This is a genomic window from Campylobacter concisus (genome assembly GCF_003049085.1).
GTDB classification, from domain to species: domain Bacteria; phylum Campylobacterota; class Campylobacteria; order Campylobacterales; family Campylobacteraceae; genus Campylobacter_A; species Campylobacter_A concisus_H.
Map to the genome: position 1 here is coordinate 1 of NZ_PIQX01000008.1, position 22951 is coordinate 22951.

Consider the following 22951-nt stretch of genomic DNA (forward strand, 5'->3'; position numbering starts at 1 on the left):
ACTTTTAGTTTTATTTATTAGTTTGTCTAATCTATTATAAATTATAAAATAATAGACTGGCTCAATCGATCACTTGTTTAGATTTCAAAGATTGACTAATAGTTTAACAATTGTAAGTTAAAAGAACTTTCTGCTCTGCGTTTTGCAAAACAGAAAGTGAAGTATATAGAAGTGATGCTTAAATGCAGATAAAAATCAGGCTAATTTTTAAAAACCCATAAAGAAATTTTGAAGTCCAACTTTTCCATTAAATATAATATCTTTTTTGTTTGGATCATATTTAAATTCACTTATTACTTTTTTATCCTCTTCTTTAAAATATCCAGCAGATATCAAAGTAGGCTCAACAAAAGCTACTTCTGGCACTAGTGTATCAAAAAAATTCGCTAGACTTTCGTCGACGCTTATTTTTCCACTAAGAGATAATTTATCAAAAATTTCTGACTGATTTGTTCCCTTTTTAAAGCCATTTACTGCTGCATCCAAATTTAGCTTTAAAGCCTTATCTCCTTTTTTAAAGCTTAATGTATCTATTTTTATGCTTGGATTCTTTTCTAAGATTTGATCTATTATCTCATCAAAATTTAATCCAGCTAAAACATTATAATTTTCTTCATTATTTAAATTATTAAGCTTGTCTAATATATTATTTAATGCAGGCACATTGATATTTGCGATTTTGCTATCAAAGACAAAATCTGTATATTTTACTTTATCAACTGCTACTATACCTATTTTTATAACATCGTCCGATCTTCCAAGATCATTTGAGATTTCAAATTTTGAGTCATACTTAAAGTCATCTATCAAAATATTACTTATATCATTAGATGCGAAAGACACCCTTTTAAATTTAACTTTTGCTAGATAAGGTACAAGCTGACTCTCTAAAATTTTTGAAATCTTAACTGGCTCTTTATAGCTTGAGTCAATATAAAACCCTTCGATATTTAGATCAACTTTATTGTATTCACTAAAATCTTTCAAAACAATCTTATCTGCTTCAACCTTTAAGCTGTTTATACTATCTTTTGAATCAAGCGTCATACCAATCTTTATATCTTTTGTATTAACGGCAGTTTTTTGCTTATCGTTAAATTCAATATTGCTAAATTTGATATCTACATCTTTATCGCCAGTTAAGCTAACTTTTGTTTTAGTTGTTGCAATGACGTTTGAACCCATGAATGTTGCGATAATGTTTTTAATCATATCGTTTTGGATAGAAATTTTTGAGTCTATTTCAAAGCCATCTATAAAAGCGAGCACTGTATGAGAAATTTCATTTTCTACTTTAAAAACCAAATCCTCATTTACATTTTTACCAAATATATTTTCCAAAAGATCTTTTGAAACACTAAAATCAAATGATCCTTTTGAGCCAAAAAAACCTTTTTTGTAATCGTTATTAGAAATTTTAAAGCCATTAATATTGTTTAGATCATTCACTATCCTTTGATAGTTTTTCTCCACCTCATTTGAAGCAAAATAAACCGCTCCAATGGCTACTAAGATAACTACGATTAAAACAGATATCACCTTTTTCATGCTTTTCTCCTTTTTGTAATATGTTGTAAAAAAAACCAAATTCCAAGCAACAAACAAACCATAGCAAGAGGCATAATATATCCATGCTCGCCAAGATAGTCGCTTGCACCTACAAAATAATCACCCGCTTTAAAGCTGGCAAATCCGATAATGATCGCCCAAAGCACTGACGAGATGAAATTTATAATGCTAAATTTATAAAATGAATACTTCGTAAGTCCAAGTGCGATAGGAACCAAAGTTTTAACTCCGTAGATAAATTTTTTGATAAATATTATCTTATCGCCATGTTTTTTGGCCAAAATTCCTGCATAAGCAAGCTTTCTTTTATGATTTTTGATATAAGGCATAAGTGAGTTTTTATTAAATCTTGCGACATAAAAAATTAGTGTGTCACCGATTGTATTTGCCACAGCAGCGACAATTATACTAAGAGTGATATCCATCTTACCGGCAAAACTTAAAATTCCAGCGGCGATTAATGCAACCATACCGCCACCAAGACTATAAAAAAACAATACAATATAGCCGTATGTTGAAACTGAGTTTATGATATCTTGCATTAATCTCCTAAAAGTTTAGATGCAGAGGCTATTAGCTGTTCATAGGCATAGCCACTTTGCTTTAAAATTTCTTCTCTTGCACTGATGACTGCTCCACCAAAGCTAGCTCCCGCAAAAAAACCATCATTTGCAGCATAAGCATAGATATCACTTGAAAATTTAAAATCGCTTACTTTACTGTAATTGCGTCCAATGTCACCAAAAGCTACTGACAGCTTCGTATCAAGCGTGATCTTGGCATCTTTAATATCGTGGATAATGCTATCTTTAAATATAAAAAGCACAAGCGAACTATCTTCATAACCAAGCTGTATACCGATACTGCCGCCACTTATGCTAATTGGTAAAATTTCACTTGGCGAGTTAATGTTGCCAACAACCATAATACCATCTCCACCCATACCACCAACTACAAAACCGACCTTTTTAACACTTGGAAAGATGATCGTCGCTTTTGACTGCTCGATTAGCTCTTTTATAGGAGCGTTTCTAGCGCCTCTCATAGTTGTTATAAACGAGTTTGCCGAATCTAGCACGAGCTCCTCGCTGGCAAAGCCAAGTGAGAAAAATAATAAAATTGAAAAAAGAAATTTCATATTTTGCCGTTATTTTGCAAAATCAACAGCGCGAGTCTCTCTGATGACGCTTACTTTTATCTCACCAGGATACTGCACCTTGCTCTCGATCTCTTGAGCTATCTCTTTTGCTACAAGCACTGCCTCGTCATCGTTTATAAGTTTAGCATTTGCGATGACACGAATTTCACGACCTGCATTTATCGCATAAGCTTGCTTGATGCCATCTTTACTTTTTGCGATGTTTTCGATCTCTTCGACACGCTTTAAGAAGCTCTCAAGTACCTCACGCCTTGCACCTGGACGAGCCGCACTTAGTGCGTCAGCTGCGCAAACAGCCGCACTTTCTATACTTGTTGCTTCTTCGTGGCCGTGGTGAGCGTAGATGGCGTTGATAACTACTGGATGCTCTTTGTAGCGCTTACAAATTTCTGCTCCAAGATCAACGTGGCTTCCCTCATACTCGTGAGTTAACGCTTTACCGATATCGTGAAGTATGCCAGCTCTTTTTGCAAGCTTCTCATCTCCGCCACACTCAGCTGCGATGATACCAGCAAGGTGAGCTACTTCAAGGCTGTGAGCCAAGGCATTTTGACCGTAGCTCGCTCTAAATTTAAGCTTACCTATTAGTTTTACGATCTCTGGATGAATTTTATTTAGACCAAGATCCATGACGATATTTTCGCCCTCTTCTTGTATGCTTTGCTCAAATTCTTCAGTCACTTTTTTGTGAAGGTCTTCTATCCTTGCTGGTTGGATTCTGCCATCCTCTACTAAAAGTTCGATCACTCTTGTTGCGATCGCACGTCTGTAAAGATTGAAGCTACTTAGTATGATAGCATGTGGTGTGTCATCAATGATAATATCAACGCCAAGCACCATTTCAAGGGTCTTGATATTACGTCCCTCTTTACCAATGATCCTACCTTTTAGCTCATCGTTTTTAATATTTACGACATTTATCAGACGCTCAGCCGCAAATTCTCCAGCAAATCTTGATGTAGCCTGCGCCAAAATATAATTAACCCTCTTTTTGGCTTCTCTTTTTGCTTCTTCTTCGTATTTTCTAACGATATGAGCGATATCCGCACGAGACTTCTCCTCGACCTTTTTAAGTACGACCTCTTTTGCCTCTTCTTCTGTTAAGCCAGCAGCGTGCTCAAGTACTCTTATCGCTTCTTCTACCTTGTTTTGATAAGTCGCTTTTAAATTTAAGCCCTCTTCGTAAGTTATCTTTGCATCTTGCTTATCTTTTTCAAAAAGCTCTTTACTTTCGTTTAAAAGCTCTTGCTCATTTAGCAAAATTTTCTCTTTTTTGGTTAGTTCATCAAATTTACTCGCATACTCTTTTTGAAGCTTTGTAGTCTTATCGTCGTATCTCTTTTTAGCCTCAAATTCAGCCTCTTGTACTGAAATTTTAGAATTTTTAAGCGTTAGCTCAGCCTCATACTCGATAGCTTTTGCTTTTGCTTTTGCTTGTTCTAAGAAGATGTTGTAGTTTGCATCATTTATCTTTTTGGCGTATAGATACCCTGCTCCAACGCCCGCCACACCGGCTCCTAAGCCTATTAAAACCTCTATCATTCATTCCTCTTTTTATATAATTTTTGTTTGGGGTTATATAAAAGTCTGCTACCACGTCTTGTGCATTTGAAAGCACATCTTTGGTATAAAAGTCTTTTATCTCAAGAAAAACTATCCGTTTTGGCTTAATAGGCAAAGAGTCAAAAAATCTATCATAAAATCCTTTTCCATGCCCTATCCTAGCCATAGCTCCATCAACCCCAATCGCTGGAGCTACTGCCATATCAAGTCTAACATTATCCATTTTTTTGCCAGATGGCTGTCTGACGTTAAATTTATAAGTTATAAATGGCAGTCGCAATCTTACCATCTTTAAGCTAAGACCTACCATAAAAGGGGCAAAAATTTCACATTTACGTGATAAATTTCGCCTTATTTTAAGCACATCGACTTCATAGTTAAGTGGCAAATAAAACAGTACTTTCTTAGAATTTGTAAAATTTATCAATTTCAAAAGCGTTTTTGTAGCTTTATAGTGCGAGCATTTGGCCTTAAATTTAGTAAGCTTCATTAAATTTGCTCTTGCATTTTTTCTAAATTCATTTTTTTCTAAATTAACACTCATTTTATGCTCTTTCTTGTATAATCCTGAAATCTTATTCAAAAGGAAATTTATGACATTAAAACGAGCAATTATAACATCACTTTGCATTTTTGCATTTTTTGGATGCGGCGACGGGAACAAGCAAAAAAAAGAGCAAAATACAAGCGAACAAACGCAAGGCAAAATTTTAGATAAAAATGCTAGCAAAGATGAAAATTTAAGCAAAGACTCACTCACTCCAAAAATGAGTGAAAGTACCCAAGATAGCGAGATAAAAGAGATAAATCTAAAGCTGCTAAGTGGCACAACTATGCAGATTACAAAAAGAAGTAATGGCTTTGACGTAAAAGATGGTAAAAAAGCAACTCTTTACGTATTTTTCGCCACTTGGTGCCCTCCTTGCAAGGCTGAGATCCCACACTTAAATAACCTAAGTGAGAAATTTAAAAACGAGCTAGATATCGTTGGTGTGCTACTTGAAGACAAAAGTGAAGATGAAGTAAAAGATTTTGCTCAAAAATATAAAATAAAATATGAAGTCGCGGTTGGAGAGGGAAATTTTTTATTTGAAAAAGCGATGGGTGGCATAAAAGGCTTGCCTGCGTCAGCACTTTTTAAAGCAAATGGCGACTACGTTCAAGGCTACATCGGTCTTGTGCCTGAAGAGATGCTTGAAAATGATATAAATAGGGCTACAAAATAATGCTTGATTTTCTAAAAAAAGGCCTTGAGAAGACTTTTGGAGCGATCAGCTCAGCTAAAAAATCAAAAAAAATAAATAAAGATAGTTTAGAAGAAATTTTACTAGAAGCTGACGTAGCCTATGAGATCGTGGAAGAAATTTTATACTACTTGCCGCCACAAGATGAAGTAAGCAGAGCCGATCTAAGGCGCGTTATGAGTAGCTATTTTATCTACGAAAGCGAGCGTGTGATTGAGCCTGATAAGCCATTTGTCGATCTCATCCTTGGCGTAAATGGTGCTGGCAAGACAACCACTATCGCAAAGCTTGCAAATTTATATAAAAATAATGGCAAAAGCGTCATTCTGGGCGCTTGTGATACATTTAGAGCTGGTGCAATCGAGCAGCTACGCCAGTGGTCGCTTAGGCTAAATGTGCCAATAGTTGCCACCCAGCAAGGTCACGACCCTTCAGCTGTTGCTTACGATACAATCAGCTCAGCCCTTGCAAAAGGTATCGACCGAGTCATCCTTGACACAGCCGGCAGACTTCAAAACCAAACAAATTTAGCAAACGAACTTGACAAGATCGTTCGTATTAGCAAAAAAGCTTATGAAAAAGCGCCACACCGTAAAATTTTGATTCTTGATGGCACGCAAGGCAACGCCGGAGTTGCGCAAGCGAAAGCATTTAACGATATTGTCTCGCTTGATGGTGTCATCATCACAAAGCTTGATGGCACCGCAAAGGGTGGAGCACTATTTGGCGTGGCAAGAGAGCTTGAGCTACCTATATTTTATATAGGCGTTGGCGAGAGCATGGATGATATCATCAAATTTAATCCAGACGAGTTTTTAGACGAGCTGATGGACGCTATTTTTGAGTAGAGTGAAATTTCTTAGTAAAATTTGCTTTTTCGCTGCTCTTTTGGTAATTGATTTTCTTGCATTTACTCCAAAAAGTCCCACGATCATCGAAAATTCGTGGGATAAAGCAAATCATTTTTTAGCTTTTTGCGTCCTATACATCCTGCTCTATCTTGGCTATGAGTTTAAAATTTTTAAAAATTTAGCCATACTTTTAGCCTTTGGTGTGCAAATAGAACTCGTTCAAGCATTTTTACCAAACAGGAGCTTTAGCTTGCTTGACATCGTGGCTGACATGATCGGAGCGGCTTTTGGAGTGATAGTAGTTGAAATTTTAAAAAGGATATATTATGGCAAAAGCAAAGCCAGTTTTTGAGTGTCAAGCCTGCGGAAATCAGCAGAGCAAATGGCTGGGCAAATGCCCACAATGTGGGGCTTGGGATAGCTTTGTCGAGCTTAGCCAGCAAGAGATAAAGATAAGTAAAGAGATAGCAAAAAGCACTAGCGCACCTAGCAAAGCCATAAGCATAGACGAAGTTGAAATTCAAAATTTCACGAGATTTAGCACCAAAGATAGCGAGCTAGACCTTGTTCTTGGTGGTGGCGTGGTCGAGGGTTCGCTTGTTTTAATAGGCGGTAGCCCGGGCATCGGCAAATCAACCCTGCTTTTAAAAATCGGCTCAAATTTAGCAAAAGATGGCAAAAAAACGCTCTATGTAAGCGGCGAAGAGAGCCAAAGCCAGATAAAAATGAGAGCCGATAGGTTAAATGCAGTGGATAAAAATTTATACCTGCTAACTGAAATTTGCCTAGAAGATATCCTGCTAGAGGTGCAAAAGAGCGACTACAAAGTACTAGTAATCGACTCTATTCAAACGCTTTATAGCCAAAATATAAGCTCTGCTCCAGGCTCGATCACGCAGGTTCGCGAGATCACGTTTGAGCTAATGAGACTTGCAAAGAGCCAAAACATCTGCGTTTTCATCATCGGCCATATCACCAAAGAGGGCTCGATCGCAGGGCCTAGAGTGCTTGAGCACATGGTCGATGTGGTGCTTTATTTTGAGGGCGATGCGAGCAGAGAGCTTAGAATTTTGCGCGGGTTTAAAAACCGCTTTGGCTCGACAAGCGAGGTTGGCATATTTGAGATGAGCCAGCACGGACTCGTGAGCGCAAACGAGGTTTCTAGTAAATTTTTCACACGTGGTGGGGCGATGAGTGGCAGTGCGATCACCATCATAATGGAAGGCTCAAGAGCGCTTAGCATCGAAATTCAGGCACTCGTTTGCGAAAGCGCCTATCCAAAAAGAAGTTCGACTGGCTTTGAGAGAAACCGCTTAGATATGTTGCTAGCCCTGCTTGAGCGAAAGCTTGAAATTCCACTTGGGCACTACGACGTCTTCATAAACGTTTCAGGTGGCGTTAAGATAAGCGAAACTGCGGCCGATCTAGCCGTTATAGCAGCTATAATCAGCAGTTTCAAAAACCGCCCTATTAGCAAGGATAGCGTATTCATCGGTGAGCTAAGCCTAAACGGCGAAATAAGAGAAATTTTCAACCTAGATCAACGACTAAAAGAGGCAAAAACGCAGAAATTTAAAAATGCTATCATCCCAAACAAACCGCTTGACACGCAAGGGCTAAAATGCTTTTACGCAAAAGATATCACGCAAGTGCTTGAGTGGATGTAAATTTATCTTGCCAGCAACTTAATATCAATACTTTGCTGGCTAGGCCATGTTTTTTGAAATTTTATCTTTTACATAAATCTGTGAGCATCTATGCTTTTTCTTTGAAATTCAAATTATAAAAATTCCATTCTTTGCTTATAAAATACCTATGCCCTCTTATCCACTTTAAGCTTTGCAACTTTTTCTAAAATCTCAAACATGCTCTTGCCACTATCAAATTTACTCTTTATAAATTTATAAAGCTCTTTAAATCTCTCATCGGCTTCAAGCTTATAGGTGTGAGATTTTTTAGTAACTTGTATAGGTGTAAATTTCTTCTCTTTGGCGTTGTCTTCTTTTTCAAGATTATCTATATTCTGAACACCTTTTTCGTTTAGCTCTTTTAATATATTAACAGCATTTTTAGCATCTTCGCCAGATAAAGTTAGATCAAACCGCTCTTTTAATGCATATTTAGCCCACTCCTCTTTAAACTCATCAACGCTCATATCGCTATCAAGCAGATCAATAGTCCTTGAGTTTTGCATAAATAGCAAATCGCTATCGCCACGATATTCATTTAAAAATTCATTTACAGTATATGGGGTATCTCTTAAAATTTTTGGCTTATCATTGTCTGGTTTTGCTTGCTGACCTTGTATGTACTCTACAAACAAACCCTTACTTTCATTTATGAAATTTTTAAGATCTGATAGCTGCTCGCTTGTAAAGTTAGGATCATAGCCTCTGAGCTTTCCTATGATAGTGACTTTTGCTTCATCACCCTTTGTAAAGCCAGATAGTGGATATATATGTCTATCATAAGACGCAGCTTGAGCTTTTCTATCAAGCCTTGCGTATTTAGGAAATGTCATACCATATCCCATATCGTTACTAAGTATCTCGTTTATATCATTAAATTTAAAGCCCATCTCTCTTGCTATGTTTTCTCTTGAGAGATAGTTAGAAGTTGGGAGATTATTAGAAATTTGCATTTTACTATCCTTAGTTTCTTTAGCTCCATTAAATCTTAATTAAAGATATCGTCTTTTCTTTAAAAAATTTTATAAAAATACGTTTTTTAAATTTATCAGAAGTAGTTAAAAGATATTAAAAAGCTTTGTAAAAATGCATAAATTTTAGACAATCATCACTGCAGCTACGGCAAATCCGCCGTCGTGAGTTATGCTAAGGCTTGCTTCTTTGATATTAAAATTTGTATAAATTTTTGTGCTAAATTTTATCTTTGGTGCGTTTTTTGCGTCTTTGCTAAGCTCAATGTCCAAAAAGCCACACTCTTTGCTGATGCCCACACCAAGAGCTTTGCTAGCTGCTTCTTTGGCCGCCCAAAATCCAGCCAAAGTCGCATCATTTTTTGCTAGCGTGATCTCGTCATCACTAAGAAATTTTTTTAAAAAAAGCTCGCCATAACGAGCCTTAAGTTTTGAAATTCTATCTATCTTAACGATATCAATGCCTATCATTGCACCACAAAATCAGTAAAAAATATGTTTTTGATGTAGCCATCATTTAGCACTTCATTTAGCTTGCCGACGATCTCGTCTTTTAGCCTATCCTTGCCCTTTGCAGTGCTTACTTCTTCGTAGGTTTTTGATGAAAGTGTTCTGATGATAATGTCTCTTAAAAGTGCTTTTTTCTTATCAAGCTCAGGAGTTAGCAACTCATCGCTTTGCTCCATATCGATCTTTGTTTTAAGAAATCTTGAGCCATTTTCGCTAAGTAAATTTACAATGAACTGATCAAGCGGATATATCGGTCCCATATTTGAATAGTCGTTGCTACCATGCTTTGCCTTATTTTGAGCTGGCATGGACTGCGTTTGAGTCTGAGCTGGTGCTTGCATCATGTTTGCCTCTTTTGGCTCGTCAGAACTAAGCATCAAAAACGCGACTAGCCCTCCAATAACTAGTAGCAAAACAAATATCGCAATGATAATTATCATTAATGCACCATTGCCACCTTTTTTTGCTTTTTTCTCTTCAACTTCTTCAGCCATCTTTCCTCCTTTAAGTTTTGGCTATAATTATACAAAAAATTCGCAAAAATGAGAAAAAATGATACATAAAACAAATGCTGCTAGAGCTTTAGACAAGCTAAAAATTAATTATGAAATTTTAGAGTATGAAGTTGATTTAAACGATCTTTCAGCCATCCACGTAGCAGCTAGCACTAAGCAAGATATAAAGCAAATTTATAAAACTATCGTTTGTGAGTGTGAGCCTAAAAATTTCGTTGTTGCTTGCTTGCAGGGCGATTTGGAGCTTGATCTAAAAGCACTTGCTCACGCGTGTGGCGCCAAACGCTGCGAGCTTATAAATTTAAAAGATCTAGAAAAGATCACTGGCTACATCAGGGGCGGCTGCTCACCGCTTGCTATGAAAAAACACTTTGCCACATTTATCGATGAACGTGCAAAAGAGCAAGAATACGTGTTAGTAAGTGCTGGAGTAAGAGGCAAACAAATAAAAATAGCACCAAATGATCTTTTAAAGGCTTGCGAGGCGAGTTTTGCCAATATCGCTAGGCTAGCTCTTTAAAAACTCTATAAATTTAAACTTCTCGCCTAAAAACTCGGGCGAGAGTAGAAATTTCGCCTGTTTGGCTGCATTTTCATAGGCTTGCTTGCTACCCTTTTCAAGCACCAAAGATAAAATTTCATCCACACCAAGATCGCAAACTAAAGCCTCGTTTTGTTTTTTAAATTTAAGCATCTTAAAGCCAGCCTCAAAAAAAGCCTCTTTTACTTGCTTAAAGCAAAGGCTATATGTTAGATCTGAGCTTTTAAAATATGGCTCGAGGTCTGAAATTTCAAACAAAGAAAATACTTGATGGTCTTTAAAAATCCTTAGGCTAAACTCATTTTTTGGCTCAAATTCGCCGTAGTCAAAGCTTAAAAATCTTACCTTTTTTGCTGCACTTGCAAGCTGGAGCGCAAATTTAGCGTAGCTAGTTGATATCTCGCCCTTTTTTATGCCAAATTTCTTTGCAAGTGCTAGCAAATTTTGATCTGCTTTTTGCCAGTAAAATTTTAGATCATCATCCACAATAAGCATATTTTGCCCATCTATAATTTCGCAGCTAAACGCATCAAGTAGCTCATTTGAGATGACGAAAATTTCTTCAAACAAGCACTCGCATAAATTTTTATAGTGTTTTATTTTTACTTCACCACCAAAGCGTTTTGTAAAAGTCTCAAGCTGTTTTTTACGTAAAATTTCATGAGGTTCGATGATGATAAGCTCTAAATTTGGCAAAATTTCTGGCTCAAGCGTAAAAATTCCTTGCGCAAAATCAGCCAGCATATCGCCCGAGTTTGCACCGATCTCTACGACCTTGCAAGAGCTAGAAATTTCGCCGTTTCTAAGCAGCTTTAAAAAGTAGTTTGCAAGGCAAGCACCAAAGAGATAGCCAATGCTTACATTTGTGTAGAAATCACCCTTTTTGCCGATATCTACGCCAAATTTATAGTAGTTTTCATTGACCCAGATATCAAAAAACTCGCTAAATTTCATAGATCAGGTAGCTTCCAGCCTCTGTAAAACGCAAACATCCTAACTGTAATGCCAGCAGCAAGCAAGAGCATAGTAAAAAATATATTGGTAAGACCTAGATGATATAGCGCAAAGTAAGCAAGCCCCACGCCAAGGCTTATAGTGCCGTAAAGTCCAGTGCGTAAAAACCATGGGACTTCATTTAGCAAGATATCTCTTAAGATACCGCCACCAACTCCGTTAAAAAAGGCGATCATCATGACGCCAAAGATATTGTAGTTGTACTCAATAGCAACCATCGCACCAACAATCGAAAAACAAATAACATCGATCGCATCGGCGAAAATGAATACAAATTTTCGCTCCAAACCTTCTCTTTTTATGTGTAAATTTGCCACTCTTGAAACAATCAACATAAAAATAACAACGCTTACTGGCATGTAGTGTGTAAATGAATAAACCGCCCTACCAACAAGCATATCACGCATGATACCGCCACCAAGTGCAGTCAAAAATGCAGACAAAAAGACTCCAAGCCAGTCACACTCCTTTTTTACTGCAAATAAAAAGCCACTAAGTGCAGCTGATGCGATACCGACGTATTCGACAAAAAGTATTAAACTCATATTTTTTCCTTAAAAGGTCGCATTTTATAATGAACTCTCATAAAAAATCATTAATAATATTTTTACCATTAGTTTATTTTAGGCTATAATAACGAAAAATTTAAGGAAGGAATTTTAATGAAAAGACTATTGATCATATTTCTTGCTGGTTTATTTTTCACGCCACACTTAAATGCTGATGTGATCCAAAATCAAAAGCTAAAAAATGCAATAAATATTTTAAATGCTTTTGGTGCGAGAAATTTAAAGCCAAACACTAAATTTGAAGGCATAAAAGCGATCGCCATAATCCCTGATGTGACAAAAGCAGGCGCTGTTGTAACTGGATCAACAGGTAAAGGCGTATTTATCGCTAAAAACGATGATGGTGAATGGTCAAGCCCATTTTTTGTAAATTACACATCTGGAAGCATAGGCTTGCAGCTTGGTTACAGCTCAGCTGACATGATCATCTTATTTAAAAATTCAGAAGCTTATGCAAATTTATTTAATGCAAAAGATACGATCAGTCTAAAAGCAGAAGCAACTGGTGGCGTTGGTAATGAAGTAGCGATCACAAGTGATTTGCCTGAAATTTCAGCATTTGCTGAGGAGCGTGGCAAGACAAGTGGTGCTTTTGTAGGCGTTAGCCTAGATGTGGCAAGGCTTAAAATAAATATACAAGATACAAATGATTACTATGAGCGAATGTATGATTTTGAAAATATCTACAACAATAGCCCAAAAGCTAGTAAATACACTCTGAAATTTAAAGAAATAATCTCAAAATACTTCTTATAGCTCAAATTTCTTGGCTCATTAAGTGGGTCAAGAGCTCTTTTTATTTTTACTTTTTTGATTAATTTTATAGAAGTTATGGCTTAGCTTTTTGCTAAACCATAAATAGTGAAACAAAGCGTTTTTTAGGGATTGGAGAAAATTGAGTCATATACTCAAACGCTTCTTCGTAATCGCCATCTGTATATTGTGCAACTTGTTCGATAAGCTCATAAAGCTCCTCATCGTCCATAGAATCAAAACTGCCTCTATTTTCTAAAACCTCTAACAAAACGGCGTCTAATTCAAGCTCGTCGTAAGTCATTTTATTCCTTAATTTTGATTTAAAAAATGCGACACTATACCAAAACAATCTTATAAAATACTTTACTTAAAATTCGTAAGAAATTTTATGCTTTTTTTATAAGTAAAGTTGTAAAATCCTTATATTCATTATCATTTTAGTTAGGTTTTTGTGGATAATTTTGAACTATTTTATAAGCATTTTAAAGAGTTTTTAGAAGCCTTTGGGCAGAAAAGCTCAGAGTTAAAAGAACAAATTTTGCATGTACTTTTCATTAGCAACTCTCATCTAAGTGCTCAAGAAATTTCTTCAGAAGTTTACAAAATACACAAGAATGAAATTTCAATGACATCAATTTACTCGTTTTTAAATTTTCTCGAAATGCATCATCTTGCAAACTGCTTTGAAGAAAATGGAGTAAAGAAATTTGAGCTAAATTTAAAATCCTCGCATGATCATTTGATATGTGAAATTTGTGAAAAGATAGTTGATTTTGAAGATGAGATGATAGAGCAAAGGCAAGAGCAAATTTGCAAAGAAAAAAATTTTAGTGAGCAGTCGCATACGATGATACTTTATGGTATTTGCAGTGATTGCCAAGAGAAAAATGGAAATTAAATTTTATCATTTCATTTTACTTTTTGATAATGAAAGACAAAAAAATTTCAGATTTATTTAAGCTGTGAAATAGATAATACGCAATTAAAAAAAGGATAAAAATGGATATAAAAACACAAACTTTAGCACAAGTTGCAAGCTATTTTTCAATGATAGCTCACACAAACGGCAGACTAAGAGTAAGAGTTAGTCCAAAGATAAAAGAGCTAAGCAGTAGCGTAAATTTAGCTAGCTTAGATGATGTGATAGCTCAGATAAATGGTATAAAAAATGTAAAATTTAACAAGCTAATCGGCTCTGTAACGATCGAATATGATCATGAAATTTTTCCAAAAAACCTTTGGGAAGATCTTTTAAAAGGGCAAAATTTAGAAGAGATTTCAACTAGAGTAAATGAAGTTGCAAAAGAAGTGAAATATGCTTAATGAACTTTTAAATGCATCATATACCAGCGAAAAGAACGCACTTAGCTTATATGAAAATTTAGCTTTATTTGGTGATGTTTTTAACGAGATTGCAAATATCAGAAAAAATGCGATCATCTTGATAGAAAAATTTGCGAGCACACATGATTACGAGCTTGCTTGCGAAAATGAAGCTATATTTTTGCCAGCAAAAAATAAAGAAGATGCGCTGATACAAGTTTTAAACTACGAGTTAGAGCTAAATAAAATGTATGAAAAATTTTGTGAAAGCTTAGATGATGAAGAGCTAAAAGATCTATTTTTTAGACTTTGGGCTACTTCAAACAACGAATACATCGCCTCTTTAAAGCAACGTTTAAAAGAAATTTATAGTGGCTGTGAAATAAAAAATGAGCTAAATTTAAATGAAATTTCACAAAATTTTGAGCAAAATGGCATAACAAATATTTTAGAAAACTATCAAAATGACTTTAATGAGATAACTAAAAGCTTGCAAAATATCGCAAGTGGCAAGGCTGATAAAAGCGAGTTAGCAAAGATAACTAATAATCCAAATTTCTCGTTTTTTAGCGGACTTGCGCTTGGGGCATTAGGCATTTCAGTAGTTAGTAAAAATTTTAATAAGGATGAAGAAAATGAATAATTTACAAAATCAAACAAAGAAAGGATTTAAAATGGCATTACCATTTTTAGCAGGTTTAGCAGTAGGCGGTTTAGCAATAGCTGCTTGGAATAAAAGAGATAAGATCAAAGAGTACGCCCAAGATGGCTTTGATAAAGGCAAAGAGGCCGCAAAAGATCTTTACAAAAAAGGTAAAAGTGTTGCAAAAGATGCAAAAGACTTTATAGTAAAAGAAGAGAAAAAAGCAAAACGTGGTGCTAAAAAAGTAGAAAAAGAGGCTGAAAAAGTGGTAAAGAAAACAAGAAAACCACGCGCTAAAAAGCCAGCCGCTCCAAAAGCTATCACACCAAACGATATAGCTTAAGGATAGAGAATGCAAGAAAATAGTCTTTTTACACTTTCAAGCACAAGACTTCCATTTGATCACTTCATCAGCGGTGCTTTAATCGCTGGCATGGGTGCAGCTGCACTTGGCTTTAGTGACTATCTAAATAATAGAGCAACTAAAAAAGATGTCGCTAAAAAGATAGCGAAATACGCTGTAACAGGTGGTTTTGTAGGTGCTGTTGGTATTCATGCTTCAAATTTAATAGCACAAAAAAAATATCTAAATGCAGCAGCTTTTACAGCAGCTGGTATCGGCGGTCTTTTGATAGCAGAAAAACTAATAAAATTGGAGAGTAAATAATGAATAACCCTTACATCAACGAAGAAAACGTAGCAAGTGAAACTGCAGCTAACAATGTAGCAGCTACTCAGCCAAGCGCAATCGATAATGCAATAAACAATGCAGCTCAAAATTTACCATTTGTACCTGAAAATTTTAATGCTGCTGGCTTTGTAAAAGGTCTAGTTTTAGGTGGTATCGCAGCTTATGTACTGACTAATCCAAAAGCGCAAGAGTGCGTATTTAAAGCGATTATCAAAGGTGGCGAGCTTATAAATGCTGGCATAGAAGAACTAAAAGAGCGTTTTGAAGATGTCAAAGCAGAACTTGACTCACAAAAATAAGATCACTCTAGCTCACAAGAGTAAAAATAGAGCGAGGTTTATTTGCGAGAGCCTAAACGCTAGAAGCGACGTCAGCGCTATCGAGGCTGCGATCTCAGAGCGAACTGATGCACTAAGTGTTCGTGTAAATAAATACGCAAAAAGCATTATCGTTGAATACAATAAAAACTACGATAAAATTTTAAACTTTATAAAGAGCTATGAATTTCCAACAAAGGCTAAAGATCCAAATTTGCCAAGCAAGGCAAATATCTATAAGGCTGCTGCTGCACTTGGCATAACACCATTTATGAGTAACAAAACTCTAAAATCAGCCGTGACTCTTTATGCCACAGCACCAAATTTAATAGAAGGTGCAAAAGAGCTAAGGCATGAGGGCGTTACTTCAAAAGTGCTTGAGGCAACTGCCATTGGTACTAGCCTAGCAATGGGTGATCATTTGGCAGCAAATAGCACAAATTTGATGATAAATATCGGCGAATATATGGAAGAGAGCGCTAGCCACAGAAGTGATGATCTCATCAAAGAGCTAGCAAAACCAAATATCGAAGAAGTCTGGGTCGAGAGAAATTTAAATGGTGAAAAGACGCTTGAAAAAGTAAAAACCGAAAATTTAAAAAAAGGCGACATCGTAGTAGTCGGAGCTGGTGAGACGATAGGCGTTGATGGTTATATCGTTGAAGGTAACGCCGATGTAAATCAAGTCTCAATGACCGGAGAGGCTGAACCTATACCAAAAGCTAGAGGTGACCGTGTTATAAGCGGCACCGTGGTTGATGAAGGTAGGATAAAAATTTGGGCTGAAAATGTAGGTAGTGACACAGCAACAGCTAGGATCAAAGAGTACATACAAACTTCACTCAATGAAAAATCAGCCATTGGTGTAAAAGCATTAAAACTAGCTGATAAACTTGTGCCTGTTACGCTCTCGCTTGCTGGACTTTCATACATTATAAATAAAAATATGAATAGCGTTGCTAGCGTACTTCAAGCGGACTACTCTTGCGCATTAAAGCTTGCTACACCAGTTGCTTTTAAATCAAGTATCTCAAAAGCTGGCAGAAATGGCATTCTTGTAAAAGGCGCAAAGGCGATCGAGGCTTTAAGCTCAGTTGATACTTTTGTATTTGACAAAACTGGCACTCTGACACATGGACGCCTAAGTGTAGTTGAAATTTACTCGTTTAAAGAAGGCTTTTCTCAAAATGATATATTAAATTTAACTGCAAGTGCTGAGGAACACTACTTTCATCCAGTGGCTGAAGCAATAGTTGAAGCTGCTAACAAGCGTGGTTTCCACCATATTCATCACGATGAAGTTGAATTTATCGTAGCTCATGGCGTAAAAACTGCGATGCACGGCAAAGAGGTGGTTATCGGCAGCAGGCACTTCTTAGAAGATGACGAGATGATAAGCTTTAAAGCTCATGAAGCTTTAATAAGCAAAGCATTAAATAGCGGCTTAACTTTACTCTACGTTGGATACGACAAAGAGCTAGTCGGCGTCATTGCTATGAAAGACGATATGAGAGAAAACGCAAAAGACATGGTTAAAAAGCTAAGAAGCCTTGGCGTAAAAGAGGTCGTCATGCTAAGTGGTGACATCAAAAGCAAGGCTGAAGAAGTAGCACGCGAGCTTGGACTTGATAGAGTCTATGCGGAGTGCTTACCAACAGATAAAGCAGCTATCATCGAAGAGCTAAAGAGTGAGGGCAAAAAAGTAGCCTTTGTGGGAGATGGCATAAATGATGCTCCAAGCCTAACTAAGGCAAATGTGGGTATAAGTATGCACAAAGGTGCTGATATAGCTAAAGCGACGGCTGATATAAGTCTTTTAAAAGACGACATCATGAGCGTAGCTCTTGTAAAAGAGCTTGCAAATAAAACAATGGATTTAATTAGCTCAAATTTCCGCTCAACCGTTGGCGTAAACACAGCTATACTAAGTGCAGCAACACTTGGCATGTTAAATCCAATAGCAACTGCCATGCTTCATAATGGCACAACGATTTGGCTTTTATTAAATTCAATGAAGGGCGTAAAATTCAAATCAAAATAAATTTGAAAGGGTAGATGGTGCTTGATAGTTTCTTAAATTTTTTAAACGGCAAAATGGACATAGCCAACGACTTTTTATATGGATATTTTTTAGTCATTATTCTTGTGGCTACGGGAATTTATTTTAGTTATTTGACTCGTTTTGTGCAGTTTAGGATGTTTTTTGAAGCTTGCAGGGTCTTAGTAGAAAAAAAGGACAAGTACAATAAGCACCATTTAACGCCGTTTCAAGCACTTATGATCTCGACTGCTTCGCGCGTTGGCATAGGCAATATTGCTGGAATTTCAGCTGCCATCGTCGCGGGCGGTCCTGGAGCTCTTTTTTGGATGTGCTTGATGGCCTTTTTAGGATCAGCTTCGGCTTTTATAGAGAGTACGTTAGCGCAAATTTATAAGACAAAAGACGTTTTTGGGTTTAAAGGCGGTCCAGCTTATTACATAAAAAATGGCCTTGGCATAAAATGGCTAGCTTCTCTTTTTGCAGTGATCCTCATCATCACCTACGCATACGGCTTTAATGGACTTCAAAGCTACACCATGACATCAGCCTTTGAAATTTACTACGACAAAGCTGGTAGCAACGTTAGCTTTGCACAAAGTGGTCTGCCTGTTGGCATCGGCCTTATCCTTACGGCATTTGCGGCAGTAATGTTTTTTAGCAAAAGTCACATTATCGGTAAAGTAAGCTCATACATCGTGCCTTTCATGGCACTTGCCTACATCTCGCTAGCACTTATTGCTATCGTTTTAAATTTCAAAGAAATTCCTGATGTTGTTAAGATGATTTTAGAAAATGCCTTTGATTTTAAAGCAATATTTGGCGGATTTGCCGGCAGCGTGATCGTAATAGGCATCAAAAGAGGCCTTTTCTCAAACGAAGCTGGTATGGGTTCGGCTCCAAACGCAGCAGCCGCAGCACATACTAGCCACCCAGTAAAACAAGGCCTAGTTCAAGCAATGGCAGTCTTTATAGACATGACTATATGTATCGCTTCTGGTATGATCGTACTATTTTCACAGGCCTATCTTACAAAGCAAACTGGATCAAGTGGCGAGGTACTAACCGCCCTTCCTCTCGTTCAAGCTGCAATGAAAGAGTATTTTGGTGAATTTGGAGTTCATTTTACCACTCTTGCAGTCGTACTTTTTGCCATCACTTCACTTATTGGCAACTACTACTACGCTCAGGCAAATATGAAATTTTTAACAAAAAACCACAAGCTTACGTTGCTATTTAAGATAACAGCTGTCGTTATGATATTTATTGGCGCTCAGATGAATTTAAAGCTCGCTTGGAATATCGCGGATATCACAATGGCTGCAATGGCAACTATTAACATCATCGCTATATTCTTACTTTCAAAAGTAGTGATAATAGCAGTCAGAGACTACGAAGCTCAAAGAAAGGCTGGGCTAAATCCAGAATTTGACCCAGAAAGCCTTGGCATCAAAAATACAAGTTGCTGGAATAAAAACTAAATGGAGAAGAATTTGAAAAACGAAACAAAAATAAGTGGCAAACTACTTGATATAAACACTCATAGACAAGTATCAAAAGTCGGTATGGGCATCACTTTGGCCTCAGTTTGCTTAAGCGCCCTTTTTATGAAAAGAAATAAAAGCATTAAGAAATTTCACGTTGCTTCAGGCATTGCATTTACTTGTTTTGCCCTTTATCATGCTGGACTTTATGATAATGGAATCTTCAAAAAAATGATAATAAAAGCAAAAAATGAAGTAAAAAAGGCATAAAATGACACTTAGCGACGCAGAAATTCTAAGCTATATAAACGAAGATATACCTTACTTTGATCTTACTACGTCGCTTCAAAATATCGATAAAAATGCCTTACTTGAAATTTATTCACGTGATGAAATTTGTGTTAGCTGCGTTGATGTGGCCGCAAGTGTTGCAAGGCTACTTGGGTGTGAGAGTGAAATTTTTCTGCAAAATTCTCAAATTTGCAAGGCTGGCGATGTGATCATAAAAATTTATGGCAGCTACGAAGATGTGCATAAAGCTTGGAAACTAGCTCAAGTCGCACTAGAATATGCCAGTGCCATCGCAACTTATACAAATAAAATGGTAAATGCCACAAAGTGCGTCAATAAAAAATGTGAAATTTTAGCAACCAGAAAGAGCTTTCCGTTTGCTAAGAAATTTTGCGTAAAAGCCGTACTTGAAGGCGGTGGTAAAATGCATAGACTTGGTCTTAGTGATAGCATTTTATTTTTTAAAAACCACATGAAAGCCTACGGTAGCTTTGATAAATTTTTATCACATTTGCCAGAGTTTAAAGCAAAAATGGCTGAGCGAAAAGTATGCGTTGAAGCTGAAAATTTAGACGAAGCAAGCAAGCTTCTAAAAGCAAAGTGCGACGTCGTACAGTGTGATAAATTTAGTCCAGAGCTCATCGAAAATGTACTCTCTTTAAGAGATGAGATTTCACCAAATACCATTATCCTAGCAGCTGGTGGTATAAATTTATCAAATGCAAAAGATTACGCAAATGCTGATGCGATAGTAACGTCAGCGATGTATTCAAAAGGCGTTGCTGATATCAGCACCAGACTTGAGATTTTATAAATTTTTACAATGACCGATACAGCAAAACATCTATCAAAGTTAAAAATTTACAGAAAATGCATTTTGGCTCTGGAATTTGAACGATACGCAACAAAAAATTAACATTTTTTATTTCAAATTTATCTCATAGCTACAAGCAAAAATATAAATTAATAAAGTTAAATTTTCTAATTTGTTTTCTCTAAAAAATAAGGACACTTATATCTTGCTTTACACCACGTGTATAAAACTCAATTAAATTTTAAAATTTATAAACAAGCATATTATGCTTTCAAATTCAGTAACAAACGATAACGAGTGAGTAAGATTTACAATTTGCCTAGAAATTTTCAAATTCCAGGCAAATTTCAGTCAAGTCTACCTTCTAACGACATGCAAGAACTGCATGTGTTTGCGGTATTGCTCGATGACGTCGTTTATCAGCGTAGCCTCGCTCCAACCAAGCACGTCGTAGTCTTGACCGCCCTCTTTTAGGTATACCTCGGCTCTGTAATAAAGATCGTCGCCCTCAAGCTCTCTGGTGTAGTCCGGGCTCTGGCTTTTGGTGAGATATACGCCGTATCTAAAATCCATCTCGTCGCCAAGTCCGACGTTTAAATTTACGAAATTTTCAGCTTTTGTTACATTTGCCTCAAGGCCGTTTTTGGCAAATTCCTCTTTTAGCTCGTTAAAGGCTTTTAGCACGACTTCGTTTAGAAATTTACTGCCGTCTTTTTTGCTAGGTAGAGTGATGATAGCGCTTAGTCTCTCTTGCCAAGGCTTTGAAAGATCGCTAAGAGGCATGTTGTTAAAGTTATTTGTCTCTTTTTTGGTCACATCGACGCGCAAGGCTTTAAATAGCCCGTAAATGGCGCCAAGCAACACGATAGCAAACGGCAACGCCGTAGTTATCGTAAGTGCTTGAAGCGAGCCAAGGCCGCCGGCTAGCATCAAAAATGCCGCCACGACGCCCACCGTAACGCCCCAAAAGACCTTTTGCCAAACCGGCGTATCATCCTTGCCGTTTGAGCAAAGCATGTTCATCACGATCGCCGCTGAATCGGCCGAAGTGACGAAAAATATGACGATCATAAAGACTGCGATCACGCTTAGCACGCCTGAGAAGCTAAATTTTTCTAAAAACATAAATAGCGCTGAGGCTGAGTCAGAATTTACGGTCGTTGCTAGCTGGCTAAAGCCATTTTGCACGAGCGAGATCGCTGAGTTGCCAAAGAAACTCATCCAAGCAAAAGTAAAGCCAGTCGGCACTAAAAGCACGCCTATGACAAATTCTCTTATCGTTCTGCCTTTTGAAATTTTAGCGATAAATAGCCCCACAAACGGCGACCAAGAGAGCCACCAAGACCAGTATAGCAGCGTCCAGCCACCAAGCCAGCTATCATTTTGCTTCTCGTAGGCGTAGAGGTTAAATGTGTTTGAAATAAGCGTAGAGACGTAGTCGCCGCTATTTTGTACAAATGACTTTAAAAGCTGCGTCGTATCGCCCAAAAATAGTATGAAAAACATAAAACAAATAGCTAGTGCGATGTTTGCGTTTGATAAGATTTTGATGCCCTTATCCACGCCACTTGCCGCTGAGATGGTTGCAGCTAGGCAAAGCACTATTAAAAGCGTGATATGCATGGTTGGCAGCCCAAAAACGTGTGTAAGACCCGCATTTACCTGAAGTACGCCATATCCAAGCGAGGTCGCCACGCCAAAAAGCGTCGCCACGACGGCAAATGTATCGATAGCATTGCCTATCTTGCCATAAATTTTATCGCCAATTATCGGATAAAACGCCGATCTAAGCGTGAGTGGCAAGCCGTGCCTATACGAGAAAAAAGCAAGTATTAGCGCCACGATAGCATAAACTGACCATGCCCCCATGCCCCAATGAAAGAAAGTGATATTCATCGCAAGCTTTGCTGCAGCGACGCTTTGCGGGTCACCAACTGGTGGGTTTAGATAGTGCATAAGCGGCTCAGCCACACCAAAAAATACTAGACCTATGCCCATACCAGCGGCAAAAAGCATAGAAAACCAAGAGATATTTTTATGCTCTGGCTTTACGTGATCGGCTCCTAGTTTGATCTCGCCAAGCTTGCTAAAGCCAAGGATGATGACGCTAAGAAGTATGACGGCAACAGCAAGGATGTAAAACCAGCCAAATTTTGCCGAGATGTAATCTTGCATACCCCTAAAAAATTCATTTGAGAAATTTGGAAATACCGCTGCAAATGCTGTTATTAAAACTATCACAATAAGTGATGGGATAAATACTGAATTATTAAATTTTGATCTTTGAAATTTGATCATTTTTCCTCCTTTTTGTAATGTCAGCTTGCTTTCAAACTAACAAAAAAGAGTAAATAGGTCAAATTTTCTCTTTAAATTTTTTATGAAATTTTAAGCTTCAGC

General features: G+C 37.1%; 28 protein-coding genes. 16 read left to right on the plus strand and 12 right to left on the minus strand.

Annotated features, from left to right (window positions below; genetic code table 11):
• Positions 1 to 207 precede the first annotated feature (207 nt).
• The 5 genes from CVT13_RS08925 to CVT13_RS08945 are packed head-to-tail and all read right to left on the minus strand — an operon-like array spanning position 208 to position 4835.
• Positions 208 to 1548, minus strand: coding sequence for a DUF945 family protein (locus CVT13_RS08925; protein WP_107812320.1), 1341 nt, complete (start codon positions 1546 to 1548; stop codon positions 208 to 210).
• Complete coding sequence (locus tag CVT13_RS08930) at positions 1545 to 2111, minus strand: DedA family protein (RefSeq protein ID WP_107812321.1); 567 nt, start codon at positions 2109 to 2111, stop codon at positions 1545 to 1547. The genes CVT13_RS08925 and CVT13_RS08930 overlap by 4 nt, the downstream gene beginning before the upstream one ends.
• Positions 2111 to 2707 carry a YSC84-related protein gene (locus CVT13_RS08935; RefSeq protein WP_107812322.1) on the minus strand — a complete coding sequence of 199 codons (597 nt, stop codon included), beginning with the start codon at positions 2705 to 2707 and terminating at the stop codon, positions 2111 to 2113. The genes CVT13_RS08930 and CVT13_RS08935 overlap by 1 nt, the downstream gene beginning before the upstream one ends.
• A gap of 9 nt (positions 2708 to 2716) precedes the next feature.
• Entirely contained in the window at positions 2717 to 4270 is a 1554-nt protein-coding gene (gene rny / locus CVT13_RS08940; protein WP_035167447.1) for a ribonuclease Y, read from the minus strand.
• A complete protein-coding gene (locus CVT13_RS08945; protein WP_107812323.1) occupies positions 4191 to 4835 on the minus strand; it encodes a 5-formyltetrahydrofolate cyclo-ligase in 645 nt (214 codons plus the stop codon). The genes rny and CVT13_RS08945 overlap by 80 nt, the downstream gene beginning before the upstream one ends.
• 49 nt (positions 4836 to 4884) lie before the next feature.
• On the opposite strand from CVT13_RS08945, the gene CVT13_RS08950 reads away from it, so the two are divergent.
• Genes CVT13_RS08950 through radA form a run of 4 tightly spaced genes read left to right on the plus strand, consistent with a single transcriptional unit; the run spans position 4885 to position 8053 of the window.
• Entirely contained in the window at positions 4885 to 5517 is a 633-nt protein-coding gene (locus CVT13_RS08950; protein WP_107812324.1) for a TlpA family protein disulfide reductase, read from the plus strand.
• Positions 5517 to 6383: a signal recognition particle-docking protein FtsY gene (ftsY, locus tag CVT13_RS08955; protein ID WP_107812325.1), complete on the plus strand. Its 867-nt coding sequence runs from the start codon at positions 5517 to 5519 to the stop codon at positions 6381 to 6383. The genes CVT13_RS08950 and ftsY overlap by 1 nt, the downstream gene beginning before the upstream one ends.
• A complete protein-coding gene (locus CVT13_RS08960) occupies positions 6376 to 6738 on the plus strand; it encodes a VanZ family protein (RefSeq protein WP_107812326.1) in 363 nt (120 codons plus the stop codon). The genes ftsY and CVT13_RS08960 overlap by 8 nt, the downstream gene beginning before the upstream one ends.
• Positions 6713 to 8053, plus strand: a complete 1341-nt coding sequence (gene radA / locus CVT13_RS08965; protein ID WP_107789083.1) for a DNA repair protein RadA — start codon at positions 6713 to 6715, stop codon at positions 8051 to 8053. The genes CVT13_RS08960 and radA overlap by 26 nt, the downstream gene beginning before the upstream one ends.
• Positions 8054 to 8199: 146 nt before the next feature.
• Here the strand turns inward: radA and CVT13_RS10500 are convergent, their stop codons facing one another.
• The 3 genes from CVT13_RS10500 to fliL form a co-directional block, all read right to left on the minus strand.
• On the minus strand, positions 8200 to 9027 hold the full coding sequence (locus tag CVT13_RS10500) for a polyribonucleotide nucleotidyltransferase (RefSeq protein ID WP_107812327.1): 828 nt from the start codon (positions 9025 to 9027) through the stop codon (positions 8200 to 8202).
• Positions 9028 to 9171: 144 nt separating this feature from the next.
• Positions 9172 to 9516: a holo-ACP synthase gene (acpS, locus tag CVT13_RS08975; protein WP_107784747.1), complete on the minus strand. Its 345-nt coding sequence runs from the start codon at positions 9514 to 9516 to the stop codon at positions 9172 to 9174.
• On the minus strand, positions 9513 to 10049 hold the full coding sequence (gene fliL, locus CVT13_RS08980; protein WP_084042196.1) for a flagellar basal body-associated protein FliL: 537 nt from the start codon (positions 10047 to 10049) through the stop codon (positions 9513 to 9515). The genes acpS and fliL overlap by 4 nt, the downstream gene beginning before the upstream one ends.
• Positions 10050 to 10107: 58 nt before the next feature.
• On the opposite strand from fliL, the gene ybaK reads away from it, so the two are divergent.
• The gene (gene ybaK / locus CVT13_RS08985) at positions 10108 to 10590 is read left to right on the plus strand and encodes a Cys-tRNA(Pro) deacylase (protein ID WP_084110087.1); all 483 of its coding nucleotides are present in this window, start codon (positions 10108 to 10110) and stop codon (positions 10588 to 10590) included.
• Here ybaK and CVT13_RS08990 read toward each other — a convergent pair.
• Positions 10579 to 11565: an SAM-dependent methyltransferase gene (locus CVT13_RS08990; RefSeq protein WP_107812328.1), complete on the minus strand. Its 987-nt coding sequence runs from the start codon at positions 11563 to 11565 to the stop codon at positions 10579 to 10581. The genes ybaK and CVT13_RS08990 overlap by 12 nt on opposite strands.
• Positions 11562 to 12170 (minus strand): trimeric intracellular cation channel family protein, encoded by a 609-nt coding sequence (locus CVT13_RS08995; RefSeq protein WP_107812329.1) that lies wholly within the window; start codon positions 12168 to 12170, stop codon positions 11562 to 11564. Before CVT13_RS08995 ends, CVT13_RS08990 begins: the two co-directional genes overlap by 4 nt.
• A gap of 117 nt (positions 12171 to 12287) precedes the next feature.
• Here CVT13_RS08995 and CVT13_RS09000 point away from each other — a divergent pair, with 117 nt between their 5' ends.
• Positions 12288 to 12950 (plus strand): lipid-binding SYLF domain-containing protein, encoded by a 663-nt coding sequence (locus CVT13_RS09000; protein ID WP_107812330.1) that lies wholly within the window; start codon positions 12288 to 12290, stop codon positions 12948 to 12950.
• Between the two features lie 91 nt (positions 12951 to 13041).
• Here CVT13_RS09000 and CVT13_RS09005 read toward each other — a convergent pair whose 3' ends face one another.
• Positions 13042 to 13251 (minus strand): hypothetical protein, encoded by a 210-nt coding sequence (locus CVT13_RS09005; RefSeq protein ID WP_002942234.1) that lies wholly within the window; start codon positions 13249 to 13251, stop codon positions 13042 to 13044.
• A gap of 150 nt (positions 13252 to 13401) precedes the next feature.
• Here CVT13_RS09005 and CVT13_RS09010 point away from each other — a divergent pair, with 150 nt between their 5' ends.
• The 10 genes from CVT13_RS09010 to modD all read left to right on the plus strand — a co-directional run bounded on the left by CVT13_RS09010 (position 13402) and on the right by modD (position 20551).
• Positions 13402 to 13848, plus strand: coding sequence for a Fur family transcriptional regulator (locus CVT13_RS09010; RefSeq protein ID WP_107812331.1), 447 nt, complete (start codon positions 13402 to 13404; stop codon positions 13846 to 13848).
• A 101-nt stretch (positions 13849 to 13949) separates the two neighbouring features.
• Entirely contained in the window at positions 13950 to 14273 is a 324-nt protein-coding gene (locus CVT13_RS09015) for an HMA2 domain-containing protein (RefSeq protein WP_021091233.1), read from the plus strand.
• Positions 14266 to 14916 (plus strand): ferritin-like domain-containing protein, encoded by a 651-nt coding sequence (locus CVT13_RS09020; RefSeq protein ID WP_107812332.1) that lies wholly within the window; start codon positions 14266 to 14268, stop codon positions 14914 to 14916. Before CVT13_RS09015 ends, CVT13_RS09020 begins: the two co-directional genes overlap by 8 nt.
• A gap of 31 nt (positions 14917 to 14947) precedes the next feature.
• Positions 14948 to 15259 (plus strand): hypothetical protein, encoded by a 312-nt coding sequence (locus CVT13_RS09025; RefSeq protein WP_051288446.1) that lies wholly within the window; start codon positions 14948 to 14950, stop codon positions 15257 to 15259.
• A 9-nt stretch (positions 15260 to 15268) separates the two neighbouring features.
• Positions 15269 to 15583 (plus strand): hypothetical protein, encoded by a 315-nt coding sequence (locus CVT13_RS09030; RefSeq protein ID WP_021091246.1) that lies wholly within the window; start codon positions 15269 to 15271, stop codon positions 15581 to 15583.
• A complete protein-coding gene (locus CVT13_RS09035) occupies positions 15583 to 15906 on the plus strand; it encodes an oxidoreductase (protein ID WP_085658618.1) in 324 nt (107 codons plus the stop codon). The genes CVT13_RS09030 and CVT13_RS09035 overlap by 1 nt, the downstream gene beginning before the upstream one ends.
• The gene (locus CVT13_RS09040) at positions 15890 to 17965 is read left to right on the plus strand and encodes a heavy metal translocating P-type ATPase (protein ID WP_107708236.1); all 2076 of its coding nucleotides are present in this window, start codon (positions 15890 to 15892) and stop codon (positions 17963 to 17965) included. Before CVT13_RS09035 ends, CVT13_RS09040 begins: the two co-directional genes overlap by 17 nt.
• 14 nt (positions 17966 to 17979) lie before the next feature.
• Positions 17980 to 19443 carry an alanine/glycine:cation symporter family protein gene (locus tag CVT13_RS09045; RefSeq protein ID WP_234412009.1) on the plus strand — a complete coding sequence of 488 codons (1464 nt, stop codon included), beginning with the start codon at positions 17980 to 17982 and terminating at the stop codon, positions 19441 to 19443.
• A gap of 12 nt (positions 19444 to 19455) precedes the next feature.
• The gene (locus CVT13_RS09050) at positions 19456 to 19716 is read left to right on the plus strand and encodes a helicase (RefSeq protein ID WP_087585279.1); all 261 of its coding nucleotides are present in this window, start codon (positions 19456 to 19458) and stop codon (positions 19714 to 19716) included.
• A 1-nt stretch (position 19717) separates the two neighbouring features.
• Complete coding sequence (modD, locus tag CVT13_RS09055; protein ID WP_107812333.1) at positions 19718 to 20551, plus strand: ModD protein; 834 nt, start codon at positions 19718 to 19720, stop codon at positions 20549 to 20551.
• Positions 20552 to 20908: 357 nt separating this feature from the next.
• Here the strand turns inward: modD and CVT13_RS09060 are convergent, their stop codons facing one another.
• Complete coding sequence (locus tag CVT13_RS09060; protein ID WP_107812334.1) at positions 20909 to 22849, minus strand: BCCT family transporter; 1941 nt, start codon at positions 22847 to 22849, stop codon at positions 20909 to 20911.
• Between the last annotated feature and the right edge of the window lie 102 nt (positions 22850 to 22951).